Source organism: Streptomyces sp. NPDC091387, assembly GCF_044756945.1.
Lineage (GTDB): Bacteria > Actinomycetota > Actinomycetes > Streptomycetales > Streptomycetaceae > Streptomyces.
In genome coordinates this window covers 73,775-94,098 of record NZ_JBIVTZ010000021.1, presented here as the reverse complement: position 1 = coordinate 94,098, position 20,324 = coordinate 73,775, and the positions used below count along the sequence as shown (strand labels likewise).

Annotated in this window: 15 protein-coding genes and 1 pseudogene; 2 read left to right on the top strand and 14 right to left on the bottom strand. The window is 69.8% G+C overall.

Annotated features, from left to right (window positions below):
• Positions 1-244: 244 nt before the first annotated feature.
• The 3 genes from ACIQM0_RS33475 to ACIQM0_RS33465 all read right to left on the bottom strand — a co-directional run bounded on the left by ACIQM0_RS33475 (position 245) and on the right by ACIQM0_RS33465 (position 4,132).
• The gene (locus tag ACIQM0_RS33475) at positions 245-1,579 is read right to left on the bottom strand and encodes an MFS transporter (RefSeq protein ID WP_401294050.1); all 1,335 of its coding nucleotides are present in this window, start codon (positions 1,577-1,579) and stop codon (positions 245-247) included.
• Positions 1,580-1,762: 183 nt separating this feature from the next.
• The gene (locus tag ACIQM0_RS33470) at positions 1,763-2,851 is read right to left on the bottom strand and encodes a branched-chain amino acid aminotransferase (RefSeq protein WP_401294048.1); all 1,089 of its coding nucleotides are present in this window, start codon (positions 2,849-2,851) and stop codon (positions 1,763-1,765) included.
• 240 nt (positions 2,852-3,091) lie between these two features.
• Positions 3,092-4,132: a 3-isopropylmalate dehydrogenase gene (locus ACIQM0_RS33465; RefSeq protein ID WP_401294045.1), complete on the bottom strand. Its 1,041-nt coding sequence runs from the start codon at positions 4,130-4,132 to the stop codon at positions 3,092-3,094.
• Positions 4,133-4,262: 130 nt separating this feature from the next.
• On the opposite strand from ACIQM0_RS33465, the gene ACIQM0_RS33460 reads away from it, so the two are divergent.
• Positions 4,263-5,816 carry a fibronectin type III domain-containing protein gene (locus ACIQM0_RS33460; protein ID WP_401294042.1) on the top strand — a complete coding sequence of 518 codons (1,554 nt, stop codon included), beginning with the start codon at positions 4,263-4,265 and terminating at the stop codon, positions 5,814-5,816.
• A 34-nt stretch (positions 5,817-5,850) separates the two neighbouring features.
• On the opposite strand, the gene ACIQM0_RS33455 is transcribed toward ACIQM0_RS33460, so the two are convergent.
• From ACIQM0_RS33455 to ACIQM0_RS33440, 4 genes and pseudogenes are all read right to left on the bottom strand, one after another.
• Complete coding sequence (locus ACIQM0_RS33455) at positions 5,851-5,979, bottom strand: hypothetical protein (RefSeq protein ID WP_260255582.1); 129 nt, start codon at positions 5,977-5,979, stop codon at positions 5,851-5,853.
• 214 nt (positions 5,980-6,193) lie between these two features.
• Positions 6,194-6,381: pseudogene (locus ACIQM0_RS33450) on the bottom strand (LysR family transcriptional regulator); the annotation flags it as partial.
• A gap of 68 nt (positions 6,382-6,449) precedes the next feature.
• Entirely contained in the window at positions 6,450-8,081 is a 1,632-nt protein-coding gene (gene pruA, locus ACIQM0_RS33445) for an L-glutamate gamma-semialdehyde dehydrogenase (RefSeq protein ID WP_401294039.1), read from the bottom strand.
• A 38-nt stretch (positions 8,082-8,119) separates the two neighbouring features.
• Positions 8,120-9,046 carry a proline dehydrogenase family protein gene (locus tag ACIQM0_RS33440; RefSeq protein ID WP_401294036.1) on the bottom strand — a complete coding sequence of 309 codons (927 nt, stop codon included), beginning with the start codon at positions 9,044-9,046 and terminating at the stop codon, positions 8,120-8,122.
• A 189-nt stretch (positions 9,047-9,235) separates the two neighbouring features.
• Here ACIQM0_RS33440 and ACIQM0_RS33435 point away from each other — a divergent pair, with 189 nt between their 5' ends.
• On the top strand, positions 9,236-10,387 hold the full coding sequence (locus tag ACIQM0_RS33435) for a PucR family transcriptional regulator (RefSeq protein WP_401294033.1): 1,152 nt from the start codon (positions 9,236-9,238) through the stop codon (positions 10,385-10,387).
• 33 nt (positions 10,388-10,420) lie between these two features.
• Here ACIQM0_RS33435 and ACIQM0_RS33430 read toward each other — a convergent pair whose 3' ends face one another.
• The 7 genes from ACIQM0_RS33430 to ACIQM0_RS33400 form a co-directional block, all read right to left on the bottom strand.
• Positions 10,421-10,948 (bottom strand): hypothetical protein, encoded by a 528-nt coding sequence (locus tag ACIQM0_RS33430; RefSeq protein ID WP_401294030.1) that lies wholly within the window; start codon positions 10,946-10,948, stop codon positions 10,421-10,423.
• 168 nt (positions 10,949-11,116) lie between these two features.
• Positions 11,117-11,704, bottom strand: coding sequence for a TetR/AcrR family transcriptional regulator (locus ACIQM0_RS33425; protein ID WP_363030217.1), 588 nt, complete (start codon positions 11,702-11,704; stop codon positions 11,117-11,119).
• 78 nt (positions 11,705-11,782) lie between these two features.
• The gene (gene serA, locus ACIQM0_RS33420; protein WP_123461818.1) at positions 11,783-13,375 is read right to left on the bottom strand and encodes a phosphoglycerate dehydrogenase; all 1,593 of its coding nucleotides are present in this window, start codon (positions 13,373-13,375) and stop codon (positions 11,783-11,785) included.
• Between the two features lie 274 nt (positions 13,376-13,649).
• Positions 13,650-14,651 carry a ketol-acid reductoisomerase gene (ilvC, locus tag ACIQM0_RS33415; protein ID WP_073738668.1) on the bottom strand — a complete coding sequence of 334 codons (1,002 nt, stop codon included), beginning with the start codon at positions 14,649-14,651 and terminating at the stop codon, positions 13,650-13,652.
• A gap of 98 nt (positions 14,652-14,749) precedes the next feature.
• Entirely contained in the window at positions 14,750-15,277 is a 528-nt protein-coding gene (gene ilvN / locus ACIQM0_RS33410) for an acetolactate synthase small subunit (RefSeq protein ID WP_073738667.1), read from the bottom strand.
• Between the two features lie 22 nt (positions 15,278-15,299).
• On the bottom strand, positions 15,300-17,156 hold the full coding sequence (locus ACIQM0_RS33405) for an acetolactate synthase large subunit (protein WP_363030486.1): 1,857 nt from the start codon (positions 17,154-17,156) through the stop codon (positions 15,300-15,302).
• A 217-nt stretch (positions 17,157-17,373) separates the two neighbouring features.
• A complete protein-coding gene (locus tag ACIQM0_RS33400) occupies positions 17,374-20,211 on the bottom strand; it encodes a putative bifunctional diguanylate cyclase/phosphodiesterase (RefSeq protein WP_401294026.1) in 2,838 nt (945 codons plus the stop codon).
• Between the last annotated feature and the right edge of the window lie 113 nt (positions 20,212-20,324).

Sequence of the window (20,324 nt, the reverse complement as noted above, 5' to 3'; positions counted from 1 at the left end):
GACGATCTGGCTCCACTTGCCCCCATCATCCCGCGCGCCTCGCTCCGGCCGAGGTGAGGGCCGGAAAACAAAAAACCCCTCGCGGGTGCGAGAGGTCTGCGCGCGGGTCTGGGGCACGATGGCCGCGCCGTACATGGTGGTACGGGACGGTCACTGCGGACCGGCGCGCCTGTTGCCAATAATCATGACGAACGAGGACACGGAGGCAGTCTGGCACAGGACGGCCTCCGTGCCGTGTCCCGTCTCAGGATGCGGGCGTGATGGTGGTCGCTCCGGCCTGCCGCGGCCGCTCCTGCGGCTGTCCGGCCGCGGCGACCCGGTTCAGGTCGATGTCGCGGGTCTCGCGCATCGACAGGTAGACGATCAGCGAGACCGCGGCGCAGCCCGCCACGTACCAGTAGAAGCCGGATTCGGCGCCGGCGTTCTTGAACCAGAGCGCCACGTACTCGGCGGTGCCGCCGAACAGCGCGTTGGCGACGGCGTACGAGAGACCGACCCCCAGGGCGCGGATGTTGGTCGGGAAGAGCTCGGCCTTCACACAGGCGTTGATGGAGGTGTAGCCGGTGACCACGACCAGGGCGAGGAGTGCCAGGCCGAGCGCGGGCCAGAAGGTGCTGGCGTGCTTGAGCATCGTCATGATCGGCACGGTCAGGAAGGTCGAGCCGACGGCGAACGTGATCAGCAGCGGACGGCGGCCGATCCGGTCGGACAGCATCCCGGCCAGCGGCTGGATGCACATGAAGACGAACAGCGCGCAGAAGCTGACGAGCGAGGCGGTGGACTTGTCCATGCCGGCGCTCCTGGAGAGGAACTTGGTGAGGTAGGTGGTGTACGTGTAGTACGCCACCGTCCCGCCCATGGTCAGCGCCATCACCAGGAACGCCTCGCGCCGGTGCTGCCAGAGCACCCTCAGCGTGCCGCGGTCCTCCTGCTCCGCGGCGCCGGACTCCGCGTACACCTCCGTCTCCAGCATGGAGCGGCGCAGGTAGAAGACGATGGCGGCGCCGAGCGCGCCGACGACGAACGGGATGCGCCAGCCCCAGCTGTGCAGCGCCGCGTCGGACATGTTCCGCTGGAGGACGATCTGGAGGCCGAGGCCGACGAGTTGGCCGGCGGTCATGGAGACGTACTGGAAGCTGGAGGCGAAGCCGCGCTTCTCGGGGACGGAGGCCTCGGTGAGGTAGGTGGCGCTGGCGGCGTACTCGCCGCCGACCGAGAGCCCCTGGAGCAGCCGGGCGAGCATCAGCACGGCGACCCCGCCGTATCCGGCGACGTCGTAGGTGGGAGCGATGGCGATCAGGATCGCGGAGGCCGACATGAGGGTGACGGTCAGGGTGAGCGCGGCCTTGCGGCCCTTGCGGTCACCGATCCGGCCGAGCAGCCAGCCGCCGACCGGCCTCATGAAGAAGCCGACGGCGAAGATGCCCATCGTGTTCATGAGATTGGCGGTCTCGTTGCCCTCGGGGAAGAACGAGTCCGCGAAGTAGACCGCGAAGGTCGCGTACACGAACCAGTCGAACCACTCGACCATGTTGCCGGCGGAGCCGACCCAGATCTTCTTCCACTGCTCTCGTCCCATGGTTGGTCACCGTGCCCCAACGGCCGGAGAACTAACAAGGATGCAGTGGACAACCATCGGGCGTACTTATGTGCGTTGCGTTCACCGAAGGAGGGAGTTTCATGGGAACTCCCTTGCGTGGGAGGGGACTTGTGAGCCGGCCGGGCTCGTGGACGAGCCCGGCCGGCGACGCGGCGCGACTGTCTAGCCGAGCGGGTGCATCCAGCCGTGGGCGTCCTCGGCGGTACCGCGCTGGATGTCCAGCAGGCGCTCGCGCAGCTTGAGGGTGACCGGGCCGGGGTTGCCGTCGCCCTGGATCCACTCGCCGCCGGCGCTCTTCACCGTGCCGACGGGGGTGATGACGGCGGCGGTGCCGCAGGCGAAGACCTCGGTGAGCGTGCCGTTCGCCGAGTCGTCGCGCCACTGGTCGATCGAGACGCGGCTCTCCTCGGGCTCGTAGCCGAGGTCCTGCGCGAGCTTGAGCAGCGAGTCGCGGGTGATGCCGGCGAGGAGCGAGCCGGTCAGGGCCGGGGTGACGATCCGGTTCCCGTACACGAAGTACAGGTTCATCCCGCCGAGCTCCTCGACCCACTTGTGCTCGACGGCGTCGAGGTAGGCGACCTGGTCGCAGCCCTTCGTGGCGGCCTCGGCCTGGGCGAGCAGGGACGCGGCGTAGTTGCCGCCGGTCTTGGCGTCGCCCACGCCGCCGGGGACGGCGCGCACCCGGTCCTCGGAGAGCCAGATGGAGACCGGCTTCACACCGCCGGGGAAGTACGCGCCGGCCGGCGAGGCGATCACCAGGAAGAGGTACTCGTTGGCCGGGCGGACACCGAGGCCGACCTCGGTCGCGATCATGAACGGGCGCAGGTACAGCGACTCCTCGCCGCCGTGCTTCGGGACCCAGGCCTCGTCCTGCCGGACGAGCGCGTCGCAGGCCGCGACGAAGGTCTCGACGGGCAGTTCCGGCATGGCGATCCGGCGCGCGGAGGCGCGGAAGCGCTCGGCGTTGGCCTCGGGGCGGAAGGTGGCGACCGAGCCGTCGGGCTGGCGGTAGGCCTTGAGGCCCTCGAAGATCTCCTGGCCGTAGTGCAGCGTCATGTTGGCCGGGTCGATCGACAGCGGCGCGTACGGGACGAGCTGGGCATCGTGCCAGCCGCGGCCTTCGGTCCACTTGATCGTCACCATGTGGTCGGTGAAGTGGCGGCCGAATCCGGGCTCGACCATCATCGCCTCGCGCTCCGCGTCGGACAGCGGGTTCGAGGAGGGCTTGAGCTCGATCGTGGGCGTCGTCATGAGTGCGTGTCCTTCACCGGTTTTGTGTGTGTAGGACCGCGCACACGCCCACTCGTGCCGGACAGGTGCCAGGACGTCCGAGCTTCGTGGCGAGCCACGGCCCCGTTCGATTATCTCTCGCGGGAGGCCGTGCACGAAATGATGTGTGTGCGGTCCAGGATTCGATGGTGACACCCGGGGCCGCACAGGAGAAGCCGCCGGGTGCCTGTGGGACCCGGCGGCTTTGAGGCAGTCGTCGGATCAGCCCGCTACGCGTACCGCGAGCGCGTCGCCGATCTCGTCGGTGGTGCGTGCGGTTCCCTCGCGCTCCGCGAGGTCGGCGGAGACGGCGTCCTCGATGCGCAGGGCCTGGGGCTCGTAACCGAGGTGCCGCAGCAGGAGGGCGACGGAGAGGATCGTGGCGGTCGGATCGGCCTTGCCCTGGCCCGCGATGTCGGGGGCGGAGCCGTGGACCGGTTCGAACATCGACGGGAAGGCACCCGTCGGGTTGATGTTGCCGGAGGCCGCCAGGCCGATACCGCCGGAGACGGCCGCGGCGAGGTCGGTCAGGATGTCACCGAAGAGGTTGTCGGTGACGATGACGTCGAAGCGCTCCGGCTGCGTGACGAAGAAGATCGTCGCGGCGTCGACGTGCAGGTAGTCGGTGGTGACCTGGGGGTACTCGGCCGCCACCTTGTCGAAGGTGTTCCTCCACAGGTGACCCGCGTACACGAGGACGTTGTTCTTGTGGACCAGCGTCAGCTTCTTGCGCGGACGGGCGGCGGCCCGCTCGAAGGCGTCCCGCACGACCCGCTCGACACCGAAGGCGGTGTTGAGGCTGACCTCGGTGGCGACCTCGTGCTCGGTACCGGTGCGCAGCGAACCGCCGTTGCCGGTGTACGGGCCCTCGGTGCCCTCGCGGACGACGACGAAGTCGATGTCCGGACGGCCGGCCAGCGGGGTCTCGGTGTTCGGGAACAGCTTCGACGGCCGCAGGTTGATGAAGTGGTCGAAGGCGAAACGCAGCTTGAGCAGCAGCCCGCGCTCCAGGACCCCGGACGGCACCGAGGGGTCGCCGATCGCGCCGAGCAGGATCGCGTCGTGGCCCTTGAGGGCCTCCAGCTCCGCGTCCGGGAGGATTTCACCGGTGCGGTGCCAGCGCTGGGCGCCGAGGTCGTACTCCTTGGTCTCCAGCTTCACGTCCTGCGGGAGAACAGCGTTGAGGACTTTGAGGCCCTGGGCCACGACCTCCCGGCCGATACCGTCACCGGGGATCACTGCGAGATTGATGCTGCGAGACATGCCCCGCAGCCTACTGCGCGTCCCACCCCATGACACGTGGCGTCCACTATACGGACACATGGGCAGGTGTACGTGTACCGTTCACCCACTCGATGGGAGCACGTCAGAGAACGGGTGGAGGTTGTCGCCCATGGACATCCCCCGTTTCGGAATCCCCGAGAAGCTCGCCGACCGCATGAGCATGGCCGAGCAGCACGACTACCTGCGCACCCGGCTGACCCGCCGCGGCGTGCTGCGCACGAGCGTGGCCACCGCCGCCGTCGCCGGTCTCGGCACCTCGCTGACCGCCTCGCCCGCGTACGCCGCGCCGACGGTGCTCACCTCGCGCAGCTCCACCCGGGTGGACGGTTCGCTGGTCGCCCCGTTCGGCCGGCACCTGGCCTACGGAGCCGACCCGAAGACCCAGATGGCGGTCTCCTGGCAGGTCCCGTTCGCGGTGCGGCGGCCGTACATCCGGATCGGCCTCAAGCCGTGGGCGCTGAGCCGGAAGATCGACGCCGAGGTGCGCCACCTCACCACGCCGCTGCTGAACGACGGCAGGATCGCGGCCGCCGAGCAGTTCTACGTGCACGCGGGCCTGGAGCGGCTGAAGCCCGGCACGACGTACTACTACGGCGTCGGCCACGACGGCTTCGACCCGGCCGACACCCGCAACCTGGGCACGCTCGGCACCTTCACCACCGCACCCTCGCGCGCCGGGAACTTCACCTTCACCGCCTTCGGCGACCAGGGCGTCAGCTACCACGCGCTCGGCAACGACCAGCTGATCCTGGGCCAGAACCCCGCCTTCCACCTGCACGCGGGCGACATCTGCTACGCCGACCCGTCGGGCTCCGGCCAGACGAGCGACACCTATGACGCCCGCACCTGGGACCAGTTCCTGGCACAGACCGAGACCGTGCCGTGGATGGTGACCACCGGCAACCACGACATGGAGGCCTGGTACTCGCCGGACGGCTACGGCGGCCAGAACGCCCGCTGGACGCTGCCGGACAACGGCCCGGACCCGGTGAACCAGCCAGGCGCCTACTCCTTCGTGCACGGAAACGTCGGCGTGATCGCGCTCGACGCCAATGACGTCTCGTACGAGATCCCCGCCAACTTCGGCATCAGCGGCGGCAAGCAGACGCGCTGGCTGGACCGGCGCCTGGGCGAGCTGCGGTCGCGCAACGACATCGACTTCCTGGTGGTCTTCTTCCACCACTGCGCCTTCTCCACGACCAACGCGCACGCCTCGGACGGCGGGGTGCGGGACGCCTGGGTGCCGCTCTTCGAGAAGCACCAGGTGGACCTGGTCATCAACGGCCACAACCACGTCTACGAGCGCACCGACGCGATCCTGAGGAACGCGGTCGAGCGGAAGGTGCGCATCGGTGAGCGCACCGACCCGACGCGGGACGGCATCGTGTACGTCACCGCGGGCGGCGCGGGCAAGGCGCTGTACGACTTCCCGGCACCCGACAGCTACGAGGGACACGTCGCGGACCAGGAGAGCGTGAACACGTACCACGTGGTCAAGGGCGGCGGAAAGGCCACCGAGACCGTCGAGTGGTCACGGGTGCGCTACACCGGCTTCTCGTTCCTCGCGGTGGAGGTGGAGGCCGGGCGGCACGCCCGGATGAAGGTCACCGCGCTCGCCGAGTCCGGCGAGCGCATCGACCACTTCGAGATCAGCCGGGGCTGATCCGGTTGCCACGGCCGGGCCGCGGCGGGCCCGGTCAGTGACCGGTGGAGCCGCCGTTGTCCCTGCGGTCGAGGGCACGCTGCAGGGCGGCGGCGGCGTTCTGACGCTCCGACTCGGTCGGGCGGTGGGCGTGACGGACGCGGCGGACAGTGGTCTCGGCCATGGTGGATCGACTCCTTGAGATCGCGCGGATTTCGAGATCGGAACTTCGTGAACGGTGATTTCGAGATCAGTGATTTCGAGGTGCCGGAAGGGGCGGGAGCGGGTGCCGCAGGGGTTACCTGCATCGGGGCACGCACTCACAACGCCAGTCGCTGGTTCAGCGATACGTTCGGCTTCTACAAAGCTAGGGCAGCCCCGCCGTTCTGTCTCCACAATTACTCGGACTTCCTACTATCTGAGACGGAGGTTTGGATCAGCCGGCCCGCAGTTCACGGATGAGAGGCCGGACGGCGAGCGATCGCGCCTGCTCAGGGGTGGTGACATGGCCCACGGAACGCATGGGGCGCTCCGGTCCGAGAGCCAGGTGTACGGCGCCGGGGGCCCCACGGAAACCGCCTCCCGGCCGGCAGGGGAACCGGTCGGGAGGCGGGACTCGTGGCGGGGCGCCGGGACGGCGGCGCCCCGGGGGTGTCAGCCCTGGTGGGGGTAGGTGTAGTCGGTCGGCGGGACCAGCGTCTCCTTGATGGCCCGGGTCAGGGTCCAGCGCTGGAGGTTCTGCGGGGCGCCCGCCTTGTCGTTCGTACCCGAGGCACGGCCGCCACCGAAGGGCTGCTGGCCGACGACGGCACCGGTCGACTTGTCGTTGATGTAGAAGTTGCCCGCGGCGTACCGCAGCTTCTCCATCGTGTACGCGGCCGCGGCGCGGTCGCCCGCGATGACGGAACCGGTCAGGGCGTAGTCGGAGACCGACTCCATCTGCTCCAGCATCGCGTCGTACGCGTCGTCCTCGTAGACGTGGACGGCGAGGATCGGGCCGAAGTACTCGGTCGTGAAGACCTCGTTCTCCGGGTCGCTGCACTCGATGACGGTCGGGCGGACGAAGTAGCCCACCGAGTCGTCGTACGTGCCGCCCGCGACGATCGTGCACACCGGGTCGGCGGCGGCGCGGTCGATCGCGGCCTTGTTCTTCGCGAAGGCACGGTCGTCGATGACGGCGCCCATGAAGTGCGACAGCTCCGTGACGTCGCCCATCGTGATGGAGTCGACCTCGGCCGCGAACTTCTCCTTGAAACCGGAGTTCCAGATGGAGGCAGGGACGTACGCACGCGAGGACGCGGAGCACTTCTGGCCCTGGAACTCGAAGGAGCCGCGGGTCAGCGCGGTCTTCAGGATCGCGTGGTCGGCCGACGGGTGCGCGACGACGAAGTCCTTGCCGCCGGTCTCGCCGACGAGGCGCGGGTAGGTGCGGTAGTTCGCGATGTTGTTGCCGACCGTCTTCCACAGGTGCTGGAAGGTGGGGGTCGAGCCGGTGAAGTGGATACCGGCCAGGTCGCGGTGGTTCAGGGCCACCTCGGAGACGGCGATGCCGTCGCCCGTCACCAGGTTGATGACGCCCTTGGGGAGACCGGCCTCCTCCAGGAGCTGCATCAGGAGCACGGCGGCGTGGGTCTGCGTCGGGGACGGCTTCCACACCACGACGTTGCCCATGAGGGCGGGGGCGGTGGGCAGGTTGCCCGCGATGGCCGTGAAGTTGAACGGGGTGATCGCGTAGACGAAGCCCTCCAGCGGGCGGTGGTCCATGCGGTTCCACACGCCCGGGGAGTTGGCCGGGGGCTGCTCGGCCAGGATCTGGCGTGCGTAGTGCACGTTGAAGCGCCAGAAGTCGACGAGCTCGCAGGGGGTGTCGATCTCGGCCTGCTGGGCGGTCTTGCCCTGGCCGAGCATCGTGGAGGCGGCCAGCGTCTCGCGCCAGGGGCCGGCGAGCAGCTCGGCGGCGCGCAGGATGATCGCGGCGCGGTCGTCGAAGGCCATCGCGCGCCAGGCCGGAGCGGCGGCGAGGGCGGCGTCGACCGCGTCCTTGGCGTCCTGCTCGGTGGCGCCGGCGAACGTACCGATGACGGCCTTGTGGTTGTGGGGCTGCACGACGTCGAAGCGCTCGCCGCCGCCCATCCGCTTCTCGCCGCCGATGGTCATCGGCAGGTCGATCGGGTTCTGGCTGAGCTCCTTGAGCTTCGCCTCCAGGCGGGCGCGCTCCGGGGAGCCCGGCGCGTAGGAGTGGACCGGCTCGTTGACCGGCGCGGGGACCTGGGTCACAGCGTCCATGAGTTCCGTTGCTCCTTAGGTAGGGAGGGGGAGGGGGCTCAGCCCTTGGTGAGGATGGAGCGGCCGAAGAACAGCAGGTTGGCCGGCTTCTCCGCGAGGCGGCGCATGAAGTAGCCGTACCAGTCGGTGCCGTAGGCGGTGTAGACGCGCATCCGGTGGCCCTCGGCCGCGAGCCGGATGTGCTCCTCGCTGCGGATGCCGTACAGCATCTGGAACTCGTACTCGTCCAGCTTGCGGCCGGCCTTGCGGCCCAGCTCCTGGGCGATGGCTATCAGACGCGGGTCGTGGGACCCGATCATCGGGTAGCCCTCGCCGTCCATCAGCGTCCGCAGGATGCGGACGTACGCCTTGTCGGTCTCGGCCTTGTCCTGGTACGCGACGGAGGCGGGCTCCTTGTAGGCGCCCTTCACGATGCGGACGCGGCTGCCGGCTGCGGCGAGCCGGCGGGCGTCCTCCTCGGTGCGGAAGAGGTAGGCCTGGATGACGCATCCGGTCTGCGGGAAGTCCTTCCGCAGCTCCTCGTGGATGGCGAACATCGAGTCGAGGGTGGTGTGGTCCTCGGCGTCGAGGGTGACCGTGGTGCCGATCTCGGCGGCGGCCTCGACGACCGGGCGGACGTTGGTGAGGGCCAGCTCGTGACCGCCCTCCAGCGCCTGGCCGAACATGGAGAGCTTGACGGACATCTCGGCCCTGGTGCCCAGACCGAGGTCCTTGAGGCGGCCGATGAGCTCCAGGTAGGCGTCACGGGCCGTGGCGGCCTGCTCGGGCGTGGTGATGTCCTCACCGACCACGTCCATGGTGACTTCGAGGCCCTTGCCGGCGGCGTCCTCGATGATCGGGACGACCTGCTCGACCGTCTCACCGGCGATGAACCGGCCGACGACCTGCTTGGTGCCCGGGGCTGCCGAGATGAAGCGGCGCATCTTGTCGCTGCGGGACGCGGCGAGAATCACGGGACCCAGCACGGGGCACCTCCACGGAAAGTACGAACGAAGGCCGTACCGCCGCAAATGAAACGTGAGGAACAGAAGCGGTACAGCACGGAGAACCACCGTGAAATCTAAGGATCTCTCCGATCCTGGGCCATCGACAGCTGTCACGCATCCGTGCCCTGGATCTCAGACATATGTCTGAAGGGGTGCGAGAATGGCCGGGTGAAGGGCGATTACCAGGAGCTGGTCGACGAGATCTCGGGGCTGCTCGGCGCGCCCGCGACGCTGGAGAACCGGGACTTCGGCCTGGTCGCCTTCGGCGCCCACGACAGCGACGACGCGTCCATGGACCCGGTGCGCACCCGGTCGATCCTGACCCGCCGCTCGACCCCGGCGGTCCGCGCCTGGTTCGAGAACTTCGGCATCACCCGCGCCACCGGCCCCGTCCGCATCCCGGCCGCCCCGGAGGCCGGCGTCAACCGGGACCGGATCTGCCTTCCGGTACGCCATCGGGGGGTGGTCCTCGGCTACGTATGGCTGCTGGACGCCGACCCCCGGCCGACCGACCGGCAACTCGACGCGGCGATGGAGGTGGCGGCCCGGATCGGGGCGCTGCTCTCCGACGAGGCGCGGGCGGGCACGGACCTGTCCCGGGAGTTCGGCGCGGTCCTCACGGCGGGGCGCGGCTGGCAGCGCGACATGGCGGTGGCCGCGCTCAGCGAGGCGCTCGGCCCGGACGCGGAGGGGCTGCACACCGTGGTGTGCGTGACCCCGTGGACGGACGACCCGCCCTCGGCGCGCACGGTGCCGTCGGCGGCGGCCCTGTCCGGTGCCCCCTCCGCTGACGGGGCGGGCACCGCCGCCCTGGCCGCGCTGGTCCGGCTCCGCTCCCCCGACGTCCTGGACCCGGCACTCGCCGCCGCCGACCGGCTGCGCGCCACGGCGGGAGCCGCCGTGGGGGTCACCGCCACCGCCGGGATCGCGGTGCCGCGCCGGGGCCTGGCGGAGCTGGCCGACGCCTGGCACGAGGCATCCGCCGCGAACCGGGCGGCAGCCGCGGAGTCCCGGTTCGGCCCGGTCGCCCAGTGGTCGGCCATCGGCCCGTACCGCCTGCTGACCGCGCTCGCCCCCGACATGCCGCCCGACCACACGGTCCGCCCGCTGCTCACCCCGGCGCACCGGGATCTGGCCCGTACCGCCGAGGTGTTCCTCGACTGCGCGGGCCAGGCGTCGCGGACCGCCGGCGAGCTGGGCATCCACCGCCAGACGCTCTACTACCGCCTCTCCCGGGTCCAGCAGCTCACCGGCCTGGACCTGAACGACGGCGAGGACCGGCTGCTGCTGCACATGGCGCTGAAGGCGTCCCGGCTCTGAGCTCCCCGTCTCCGCTCCTGCCGGTACGCGGCCCTACAGCCAGGACGGCGGGTCGGGCGCGACGACCGGGTGGTCGCTGACGACGGCGGCCATGACCAGCGGCGCGTCCCCGTCGCTGTGCCCGACGCTCACCCCGACCCAGCGCCCCTGGCCGGACACCGGTCCCCACACCGCGAGGTCGCCGTGGCAGTCCTCGTCGAGCAGCGCCTGGAACAGCGCGGGCACCGGCTCCCCGTCCTGTTCCAGGAGGAGCGCCACATGCACCGCCACCTGGCGGTGGGCGCCCCAGCGGCTGTCCAGTACCGCCACGAGCGAGGCGAGCCGCGCCTCCGCGGCCTCGATCGCGTCGTCCCACTCGGCACCGTGCATCCCGTCGAGGGAGGCGCTCTCCCAGAGCGGGATGATCCGGAAGCCCTCGCCGGCTGTCACCGTCCACTCCCCCGTGTCCGGCTCGCCTTCGGTCACCGTCGGCCCGGTGTCCGGCAGCGGAGCGGCGAGCAGTGCCTCGATGTCGGTGACGGCCCGCACGACGTCGAACGTCTCCCCGGCCCGGACGCTCACCGCACGGCCCCGCTCGCGCCGCGCGGGAGCCGCACGGGCCCATCGGCCGTACGCAACGCCATCTCGCGGTACTCCACTTCATGCATCAACTGCTGGTCCTCTGACCTCTGTTGCCGATCGCCCGTCACATCACCGGCAGCAGGGCCGCTCGTACCGCGACCGCGCCCCCTACCGCTTCCGGCCCTCCAGGACCACCTTCAGCCCGTCCGTCAGGTCCTTCGCGGACGGCGCCGAGTCGCGGTCCATCATCCACTGGACCATCACACCGGCGAGGAGCGCCTGACAGAACAGCCCGGCCACCCGCGCCCGTTCGGGATCGGTCTCCGGGTCGATGCCCAGCATGTTCTCGGCGAGCCCGTTCCGGCCCTCGCGCTGCGGACCGGCCAGGGCCTTCTGCAGTTCGGGGTCGGTGTCGATCCTGGAGATGACCTCCATCTGGAGCTGCCAGACCGAGCGGGTCTGCTCGTAACTGCCGATCACCCGCTCCCAGGTGTCGCGGAACTGGTCGAGCGGGGCCCTGGACGTGTCCTCACCGGCGGCGGCACCCTCGGCCTCGTCGGTCAGCACGTCGCCCCACTCCTCCGTCACCTTGATGAAGGCGAGGTTGAGCAGGGCTTCCTTGGAGCCGTAGTGGTAGCCGATGGAGGCGAGGTTCGTACCGGAGGCAGCCACGATGTCGCGTGCCGTCGTCCGGGCGTACCCCTTCTCCAGCAGGCAAGCCTTGGCGCCTTCGAGCAGATCCTCACGATGTCCCATGACAGCAGCGTACCCGGCACGCAGACGTCTGTGTAAGACACACGTCTAGATGCCGGGTACGGAGGTCGCGGGCGGGACTCAGTCGGTGAGGTTCACCGAACGGGCCGAGGCCGCGCCGATCTCGGCCGAGATCTCGGCCAGCACGGACGGCGGGACGTCGTCGTCGACGGTGAGGACGACGAGCGCCTCGCCGCCCACGTCGGCCCGCGAGACCTGCATGCCCGCGATGTTCAGTCCGGCCTCGCCGAGGATCTTGCCGACCGCGCCGACGACACCGGGGCGGTCGTCGTAGCGCAGCACGACCATGTGGTCGGCGAGCGCCAGGTCCACGTCGTGGTCGCCGATCGCGACGATCTTCTGGAGGTGCTTGGGGCCGGCCAGCGTGCCGGAGACCGCGACCTCCTCGCCGTTGGCGAGCGTGCCGCGGACGGTGACCACGTTGCGGTGGTCGGGCGACTCGGAGCTGGTGGTGAGGCGGACCTCGACACCGCGCTCCTGCGCGAACAGCGGGGCGTTCACGTACGACACGGTCTCGTCGACCACGTCCTCGAAGACGCCCTTGAGCGCGGAGAGTTCGAGCACCTTGACATCGTGCTGGGTGATCTCGCCGTACACCTCGACGTCGAGGCGGGCCGCGACCTCGCCCGCGAGCGCGGTGAAGATCCGGCCGAGCTTCTCGGCGAGCGGCAGTCCGGGACGGACGTCCTCGGCGATGACGCCGCCCTGGACGTTGACCGCGTCCGGGACGAGCTCACCGGCGAGCGCGAGGCGCACCGACTTGGCGACCGCGATGCCCGCCTTCTCCTGGGCCTCGTCGGTGGAGGCGCCGAGGTGCGGGGTGCAGACGACCTGGTCGAACTGGAACAGCGGGGAGTCCGTGCAGGGCTCCTTGGTGTACACGTCGAGGCCGGCGCCGGCGACGCGGCCCTCCTTGAGGGCGGAGGCGAGCGCCTCCTCGTCGACGATGCCGCCGCGTGCGGCGTTGACGATCCGCACCGAGGGCTTCACCTTGTGCAGCGCCTCGTCGCCGATCAGGCCGAGCGTCTCCGGGGTCTTGGGGAGGTGCACGGTGATGAAGTCGGAGACCTCCAGCAGCTCGTCCAGCGAGAGGAGCTTGACGCCCATCTGCGCGGCACGCGCGGGCTGCACGTAGGGGTCGAACGCGACGATCTTCATGCCGAAGGCCGACATGCGCTGGGCGACCAGGACGCCGATGCGGCCGAGGCCGACGACACCGAGGGTCTTCTCGCTCAGCTCGACGCCGGTGTACTTGGAGCGCTTCCACTCGCCGTTCTTGAGGGCGGTGTTGGCCTGGGGGATGTTGCGCGCGGTGGCGACCAGCAGACCGCAGGCCAGCTCGGCGGCGGTGACGATGTTGGAGGTCGGCGCGTTCACGACCATCACACCGGCCTTGGTGGCCGAGGAGACGTCGACGTTGTCCAGACCGACGCCCGCGCGGGCGACGACCTTCAGCTTCTTCGCGGCGGCGATGGCCTCGGCGTCGACCTTGGTGGCGGAGCGCACCAGGATGGCGTCGACATCGGCGATCGCGGGGAGAAGCTCGGCGCGGTCCGCGCCGTTGCAGTGCCGGATCTCGAAGTCCGGGCCCAGGGCGTCCACCGTGGCGGGCGACAGCTCTTCAGCGATGAGTACGACAGGTTTCGAGCTCACGTGAGTCCTCACAGGTCCAGTGCGGACGGCCGTCCCGACGGCCGCAGGCGGTGGAGGGGCTTGCCGCGTGGAAGACGCACGACACTGTGGGCCTGACGCGTGTATGTGTGCAGAAGTGTAGTCATGCGCGGCGACGCATACTGCGCCCCGTTGGAAGGATCACCCGCATGAGGCTGGACGACTTGTACACACGTACGACGCCGCCTCTTCCAGCGGTGAAGCAGGGCTGATGCCTCAAGGGCGGGTCCGGGGACCCGCCCTTGAGGCATCGGGGTTACGCGTCGTCGTCGTTGACCCAGCTCATGAGCTTGCGGAGCTCGCGGCCGGTGGTCTCCAGCAGGTGGTCGCTGTCGGCCTTCTTGTACTCGTTGTACTTGGGCAGACCGTTGTGGTACTCCGCCATCCAGGCCTTGGCGAAGGTGCCGTCCTGGATCTCCGCGAGGACCTTCTTCATCTCGGCCTTGGTGTCGGCCGTGATGATGCGCGGGCCGGTGACGTAGTCGCCCCACTCCGCGGTCTCCGAGATCGACCAGCGCATCTTGTCCAGACCGCCCTCGTACATGAGGTCCACGATCAGCTTCAGCTCGTGCAGGCACTCGAAGTACGCGATCTCCGGCTGGTAACCGGCCTCCGTCAGCGTCTCGAACCCGGCCTTCACCAGAGCGGCGGTACCACCGCAGAGAACGGCCTGCTCACCGAAGAGATCGGTCTCGGTCTCCTCCGTGAACGTCGTCTTGATGACACCCGCGCGGGTGCCGCCGATGCCCTTGGCGTACGACAGAGCCAGCTCCAGGCCCTTGCCCGTGGCGTCCTGCTCGACGGCCACGATGCACGGAACGCCGCGGCCCTCCTCGTACTGACGCCGGACCAGGTGACCCGGGCCCTTCGGGGCGACCATGCAGACGTCGACGTTGGCCGGCGGCTTGATGAAGTCGAAGCGGATGTTCAGGCCGTGGCCGAAGAACAGCGCGTCGCCGTCCTTGAGGTTGTCCTTGACGGACTCCTCGTAGACCTGGGCCTGGATCGGGTCCGGAACCAGGATCATGATGACGTCGGCCTCGGCGGACGCCTCGGCCGGAGTCACCACACGCAGGCCCTGCTCCTCGGCCTTGGCCTTGGACTTCGAACCCTCGTGCAGACCGACACGGACGTCGACACCCGAGTCGCGCAGCGACAGCGCGTGGGCGTGGCCCTGGCTGCCGTAACCAAGGACCGCGACCTTGCGGCCCTGGATGATGGACAGGTCGGCATCGTCGTCGTAGAACAGCTCGGCCACTGGGTCTTCTCCTTGGTGTGCAGGTGTTGCGTCCCACCGTACGGCGGGGTGCGTCAGTTACGTTTTCGGGTCTCGCCATACGAGCGGCGAGGCGGCGGCTACGCCGTGCGGTCGAGGGCGCGCAGGGAACGGTCGGTGATCGAGCGCGCGCCACGGCCTATGGCGATGGTGCCGGACTGGACGAGCTCCTTGATGCCGTACTGCTCCAGCATCTTGAGCATCGCCTCCAGCTTGTCGGCGCCGCCCGTCGCCTCGATCGTGACGGCCTCCGGGGAGACGTCCACGGTCTTGGCGCGGAACAGCTGGACGATCTCGACGATCTGGGAACGGGTCTCGCTGTCGGCGCGGACCTTCACCAGGACGAGCTCGCGCTGGATCGCAGCGGCGGGCTCGAGTTCGACGATCTTCAGGACGTTGACCAGCTTGTTGAGCTGCTTGGTCACCTGCTCCAGGGGCAGGCCCTCGACATTCACCACAATCGTGATGCGGGAGATGTCGGGATGTTCGGTGGTACCGACCGCGAGCGAGTCGATGTTGAAGCCGCGGCGGGAGAACAGGGCGGTGATCCGGGCGAGGACACCGGGCTTGTTCTCGACCAGGACGGAGAGCGTGTGCTTGGTGGACATGGAGTCGGTCTCTCTCTGTCTCTCAGTCGTCTTCGTTGTCGCCGAAGTCGGGGCGGACACCGCGGGCTGCCATGACCTCGTCGTTCGAGGTGCCGGCGGCGACCATCGGCCACACCATGGCGTCCTCGTGGACGATGAAGTCGACGACGACCGGGCGGTCGTTGATCGCGTTGGCCTCGGCGATGACCTTGTCCAGGTCGGCCGGGTCCTCGCAGCGGATCGCGTAGCAGCCCATGGCCTCGGACAGCTTGACGAAGTCGGGCACCCGGGTGCCCTTCGCCGCGTTGCCGTCGGTGTCGGCGCCGGAGTGCAGCACGGTGTTGGAGTACCGCTGGTTGTAGAAGAGGGTCTGCCACTGGCGGACCATCCCGAGCGCGCCGTTGTTGATGATCGCGACCTTGATCGGGATGTTGTTGAGCGCGCAGGTGGTGAGCTCCTGATTGGTCATCTGGAAGCAGCCGTCGCCGTCGATCGCCCAGACCGTACGGTCCGGCATCCCGGCCTTGGCGCCCATCGCCGCCGGCACCGCGTACCCCATCGTCCCGGCGCCGCCGGAGTTCAGCCAGGTGGCGGGCTGCTCGTACTGGATGAAGTGCGAGGCCCACATCTGGTGCTGGCCGACGCCCGCCGCGAAGATCGTTCCCTCGGGGGCGAGTTCGCCGATCCGCTGGATGACCTGCTGCGGCGAGAGGCTGCCGTCCTCCGGCAGGTCGTAGCCGACCGGGTAGGTCTCGCGCCAGCGGTTGAGGTCCTTCCACCAGGCGGTGTAGTCGCCGGTGTGGCCCTCGGTGTGCTCGGCCTGGACGGCCTGGACGAGGTCGGCGATGACCTCGCGGGCGTCACCGACGATCGGCACGTCGGCGTCGCGGTTCTTGCCGATCTCCGCCGGGTCGATGTCGGCGTGCACGATCTTGGCGTACGGGGCGAAGCTGTCCAGCTTGCCGGTGACCCGGTCGTCGAACCGGGCGCCGAGCGCGACGATCAGGTCGGCCTTCTGCAGCGCGGTGACGGCGGTGACCGCACCGTGCATGCCGGGCATTCCCACGTGCAGCGGGTGGCTGTCGGGGAAGGAGCCGAGCGCCATCAGCGTGGTGGTGACGGGCGCTCCGGTGAGCTCGGCCAGCACCTTCAGTTCGGCGGTGGCTCCGGCCTTCATGACGCCGCCGCCCACGTACAGCACCGGGCGCTTGGCCTGGGTGATGAGCTTGGCGGCCTCGCGGATCTGCTTGGCGTGCGGCTTGGTGACCGGACGGTAGCCGGGCAGGTCCATCACCGGCGGCCAGCTGAAGGTGGTCTTCGACTGGAGTGCGTCCTTGGCGATGTCGACGAGGACGGGGCCCGGACGGCCGGTGGAGGCGATGTGGAAGGCCTCCGCGATCGTGTGCGCGATGTCCTCGGCGCGGGTGACCAGGAAGTTGTGCTTGGTGATCGGCATCGTGATGCCGCAGATGTCGGCTTCCTGGAAGGCGTCCGTACCGATGGCGGCCGAGGCCACCTGGCCGGTGATCGCGACCATCGGCACGGAGTCCATGGCCGCGTCGGCGATCGGGGTGACCAGGTTGGTGGCGCCCGGCCCGGAGGTGACCATGCAGACACCGACCTTGCCGGTGGCCTGGGCGTAGCCGGTGGCCGCGTGACCCGCGCCCTGCTCGTGGCGGACCAGGATGTGACGGACCCGGGTGGAGTCCATCAGCGGGTCGTACGCCGGCAGGATGCAACCGCCGGGGAGTCCGAATACGGTGTCGGCCCCGACTTCCTCGAGAGAACGGATGAGGGACTGCGCGCCCGTGAGGTGCTCAACGGCGGCGGTGGACGGTCCGCCGGTACGGGCCCGCGGCTGGGGATGGTGGGCCCCGGTGGCCTGCTCGGTCATCGGCATTCTCTTCTCGAAGCTGAGGGTTTTTGCGAGTGTTTTACGACGTTTTGCGTAGTACCGGTGCAACAAAAAACCCCTCGTGCCGTGAGGCAAGCGAGGGGAGCGCGCCGGTGCGGTCTGCAGAGTGTCATTGAGGGACCCTGCTTCAGCCGACGCGCTTTCCAAGTACGAGAATTCGGGTGCGCATGGCATTGACCCTCTCTCCGACGCACTCGAAGTGTCAAGTGGGTGGGATGGGCGTCTCAGCATGTGAGCCGGTGAGGAGCGGGATCGAGCCGCCCGCCAGGACCGGCTGAGCGGCCGGGCTGCCGGGTACCGGGAACTCGCCGCGGACCAGGGCGCGGCGCAGCCGGTACTCGTCCAACGGCCCGGAGAAGGCCATGCCCTGGCCGTGTGTACAGCCCATGGCGCGCAGGGCGAGGACCTGTTCCGGTACGTCGACGCCGTCGGCCACGGACTGCATCCCGAGGTCGCACGCGATCCGCAGCAGCCCGCTGGTGATCTTGTGCAGCCGGGCGGACTCGACGACGCCCTCGACCAGACCGCGGTCCAGTTTCAGTACGTCGATGGGGAGCCGGCGCAGGGCGTTGATCGCGGCGTAGCCGCTGCCGAAGCCGTCGAGCGCGATGCGCACACCGAGCCGGCGCAGGGCCACCAGCCGCTGTTCGAGTTCGTCGAAGGAGACCCTCGGGTCGCTGTCGGAGACCTCGATCATCAGCGCCCCGGACGGCAGCCCGTACCGGGTGAGCAGCGCCTCGACGGAGCCGAACGGCATCCCCTTGTCGAGCAGCCGGCGGGCGGAGAGGCGGACGGCGACGGAGACCTGGTGTCCGGCTCTGGCCCGGTCTGCGGCCTGCTCGACGGCCTCTTCGAGGAGCCAGCGGCCCAGCTCCGCGGTGCGGTCGCTGTCCTCGGCGACGCGGAGGAACTCGGCGGGGGTGAACAGGATGCCCTGGGCGGAGCGCCAGCGGGCCTGTGCCGCGACGGCGGCGACCCTGCCGCTGGTCAGATGGACCACGGGCTGGTGGAGCAGCGCGAACTCGCCTTCGCGCAGGGCGGTGCGCAGCCGGGTCGCCAGCTCGGAGCGGCGGACCACCTCGGCCTGCATCTGGGGGGCGTACAGCTCGACGCGGTCCTTGCCGCCCGCCTTGGCGCGGTACATGGCGAGGTCCGCGTTGCGCATGAGGTCGGTGGGGGTGATGGACGGCTCGGCGAAGGCGACCCCGATGGAGGCGGTGACCCGGACCTCGCCGGCGCCGATCCGGTAGGGCTGGGAGAGGGTGAGGCGCAGCCGGTCGGCGATCTCGTGGACCTGGTACTCGCGGGCGGTCTGCTCGCGGCTGCCGTCACCGACGATGAGGGCGGCGAACTCGTCACCGCCGAGCCTGGCCGCGGTGTCCCCGGCCCGTACGGAGTCCTGGAGGCGGCGGGCGGCCTGGATGAGGAGCTCGTCGCCCGCCTGGTGGCCGAGCCGGTCGTTGGCCGCCTTGAAGCCGTCCAGGTCGATGAAGAGCACCGCGGTGCCCGCGTCACCGGACCGGCGGCCGCCGAGGGTCTGGCGGACCCGGTCGGTGAAGAGGGCGCGGTTGGGCAGGTCGGTGAGCGGGTCGTGCTCCGCGTTGTGCTGCAACTGGGCCTGGAGCCGGACCCGTTCGGTGACGTCGCGGCTGTTGAGGATCAGCCCGCCCTGGTGGCGGTTGACGGTGGACTCGACGTTCAGCCATTCACCGCTGCCGGACCTGAAACGGCACTCGATGCGGGTGGTGGGTTCCTCGGCCGGGGGCGCGGCGAGGAAGCGGCGCACCTCGTGCACCACCCCGCCCAGGTCGTCGGGGTGGATGATCGAGGCGAGCTCCGCGCCGATGAGATCGTCCGCATCGCGCCCGTAGACACCGGAGGCGGCGGGGCTGACGTAGCGGAGTATGCCGGTCGGGGCGGCGATCATGATGACATCGCTGGAGCCCTGCACCAGGGAGCGGAAGTGGTTCTCCTTCTGGGCCAGTTCCTGGGTGAGCGCGATGTTGTCGACGAGCATGATGCCCTGCCGGACGACCAGTGCGAGCACCACCGTGCATCCGGTGAAGACCACGACACGGTCCACCCGGCGGCCCTCGATCACGTTGTAGAGGATGCCCAGGGTGCAGACGGCGGCGGCGAGGTACGGCGTCAGCGCGGCCAGCGAACCGGCGATGGGGCGGCTGGTGGTGCGTGGCACGGGCCGCTGCTCGACGGCGCCGCCCTCCTCCCGGCCCGCCCCCCAGGGGGCGTACGCGAGGAGCAGCGAACCGGCGAACCAGCCCGCGTCGAGCAACTGGCCGGAATGGTACGTCTGGCGCAGCAGCGGCGAGGTGAACAGGGCGTCGCACAGGACGGTCAGCGCGAGGGCGGCGATGGCGGTGTTGACCGCGGCGCGGTTGACGCTGGACCGGCGGAAGTGCAGCGCGAGCACCATGGAGACCAGCACGATGTCGAGCAGCGGGTAGGCCAGCGAGAGCGCCGCCCGCGCCACGCTGGCGCCCTCGACGTCCGCCAGATGTGCCGTGTGGGCGAGGGCGAGGCTCCAGGAGAGCGTGAGGAGGGATCCGCCGATCAGCCAGGAGTCGAGTGCCAGGCAGACCCAGCCGGCCCGGGTGACGGGGCGCTTGGCGAGGACGAGCAGTCCGACGATCGCGGGTGGCGCGAAGCAGAGGTAGAAGAGGTCGGCGAGGGAGGGGCTGGGCACCGGGAGCCCGCGCACGAACTCGTACCAGCCCCAGACCGCGTTGCCCCCGGCCGCCATGAGCGAGGAGAGCGAGAACAGCAGCCAGGCCGGCCGGAACCGGTTGTCCGCCGCGCGGGCGAAGAGGAAGCAGGACACGGCGGCGGCCAGGGCGGCCGTACTGAGGCCGAAGTCACCCATGAAGAGCGCCAGTTGCGCCGAACCCCAGCCGACGCCCGCACCCACCGCGTATCCGGCGCAGGCGAGGCCGAGGAGGAGCTGAGGAAGCAGCGCGGGCGTTCTTCCGACAGCTGGGCGCCGGGCCAGGAGCGCTCCGCGGGTGCCCGCGGGCGCGCTCACCGGGGTACTCCGGAGGTCTCCGGACGGCCGCGGCGCCGGCGCACCGGACGCATCGCCGACCGCCTTCGGCCACCCCGCCGTTTCGGATCGTTCGCCCATCGGCCGTACATCGC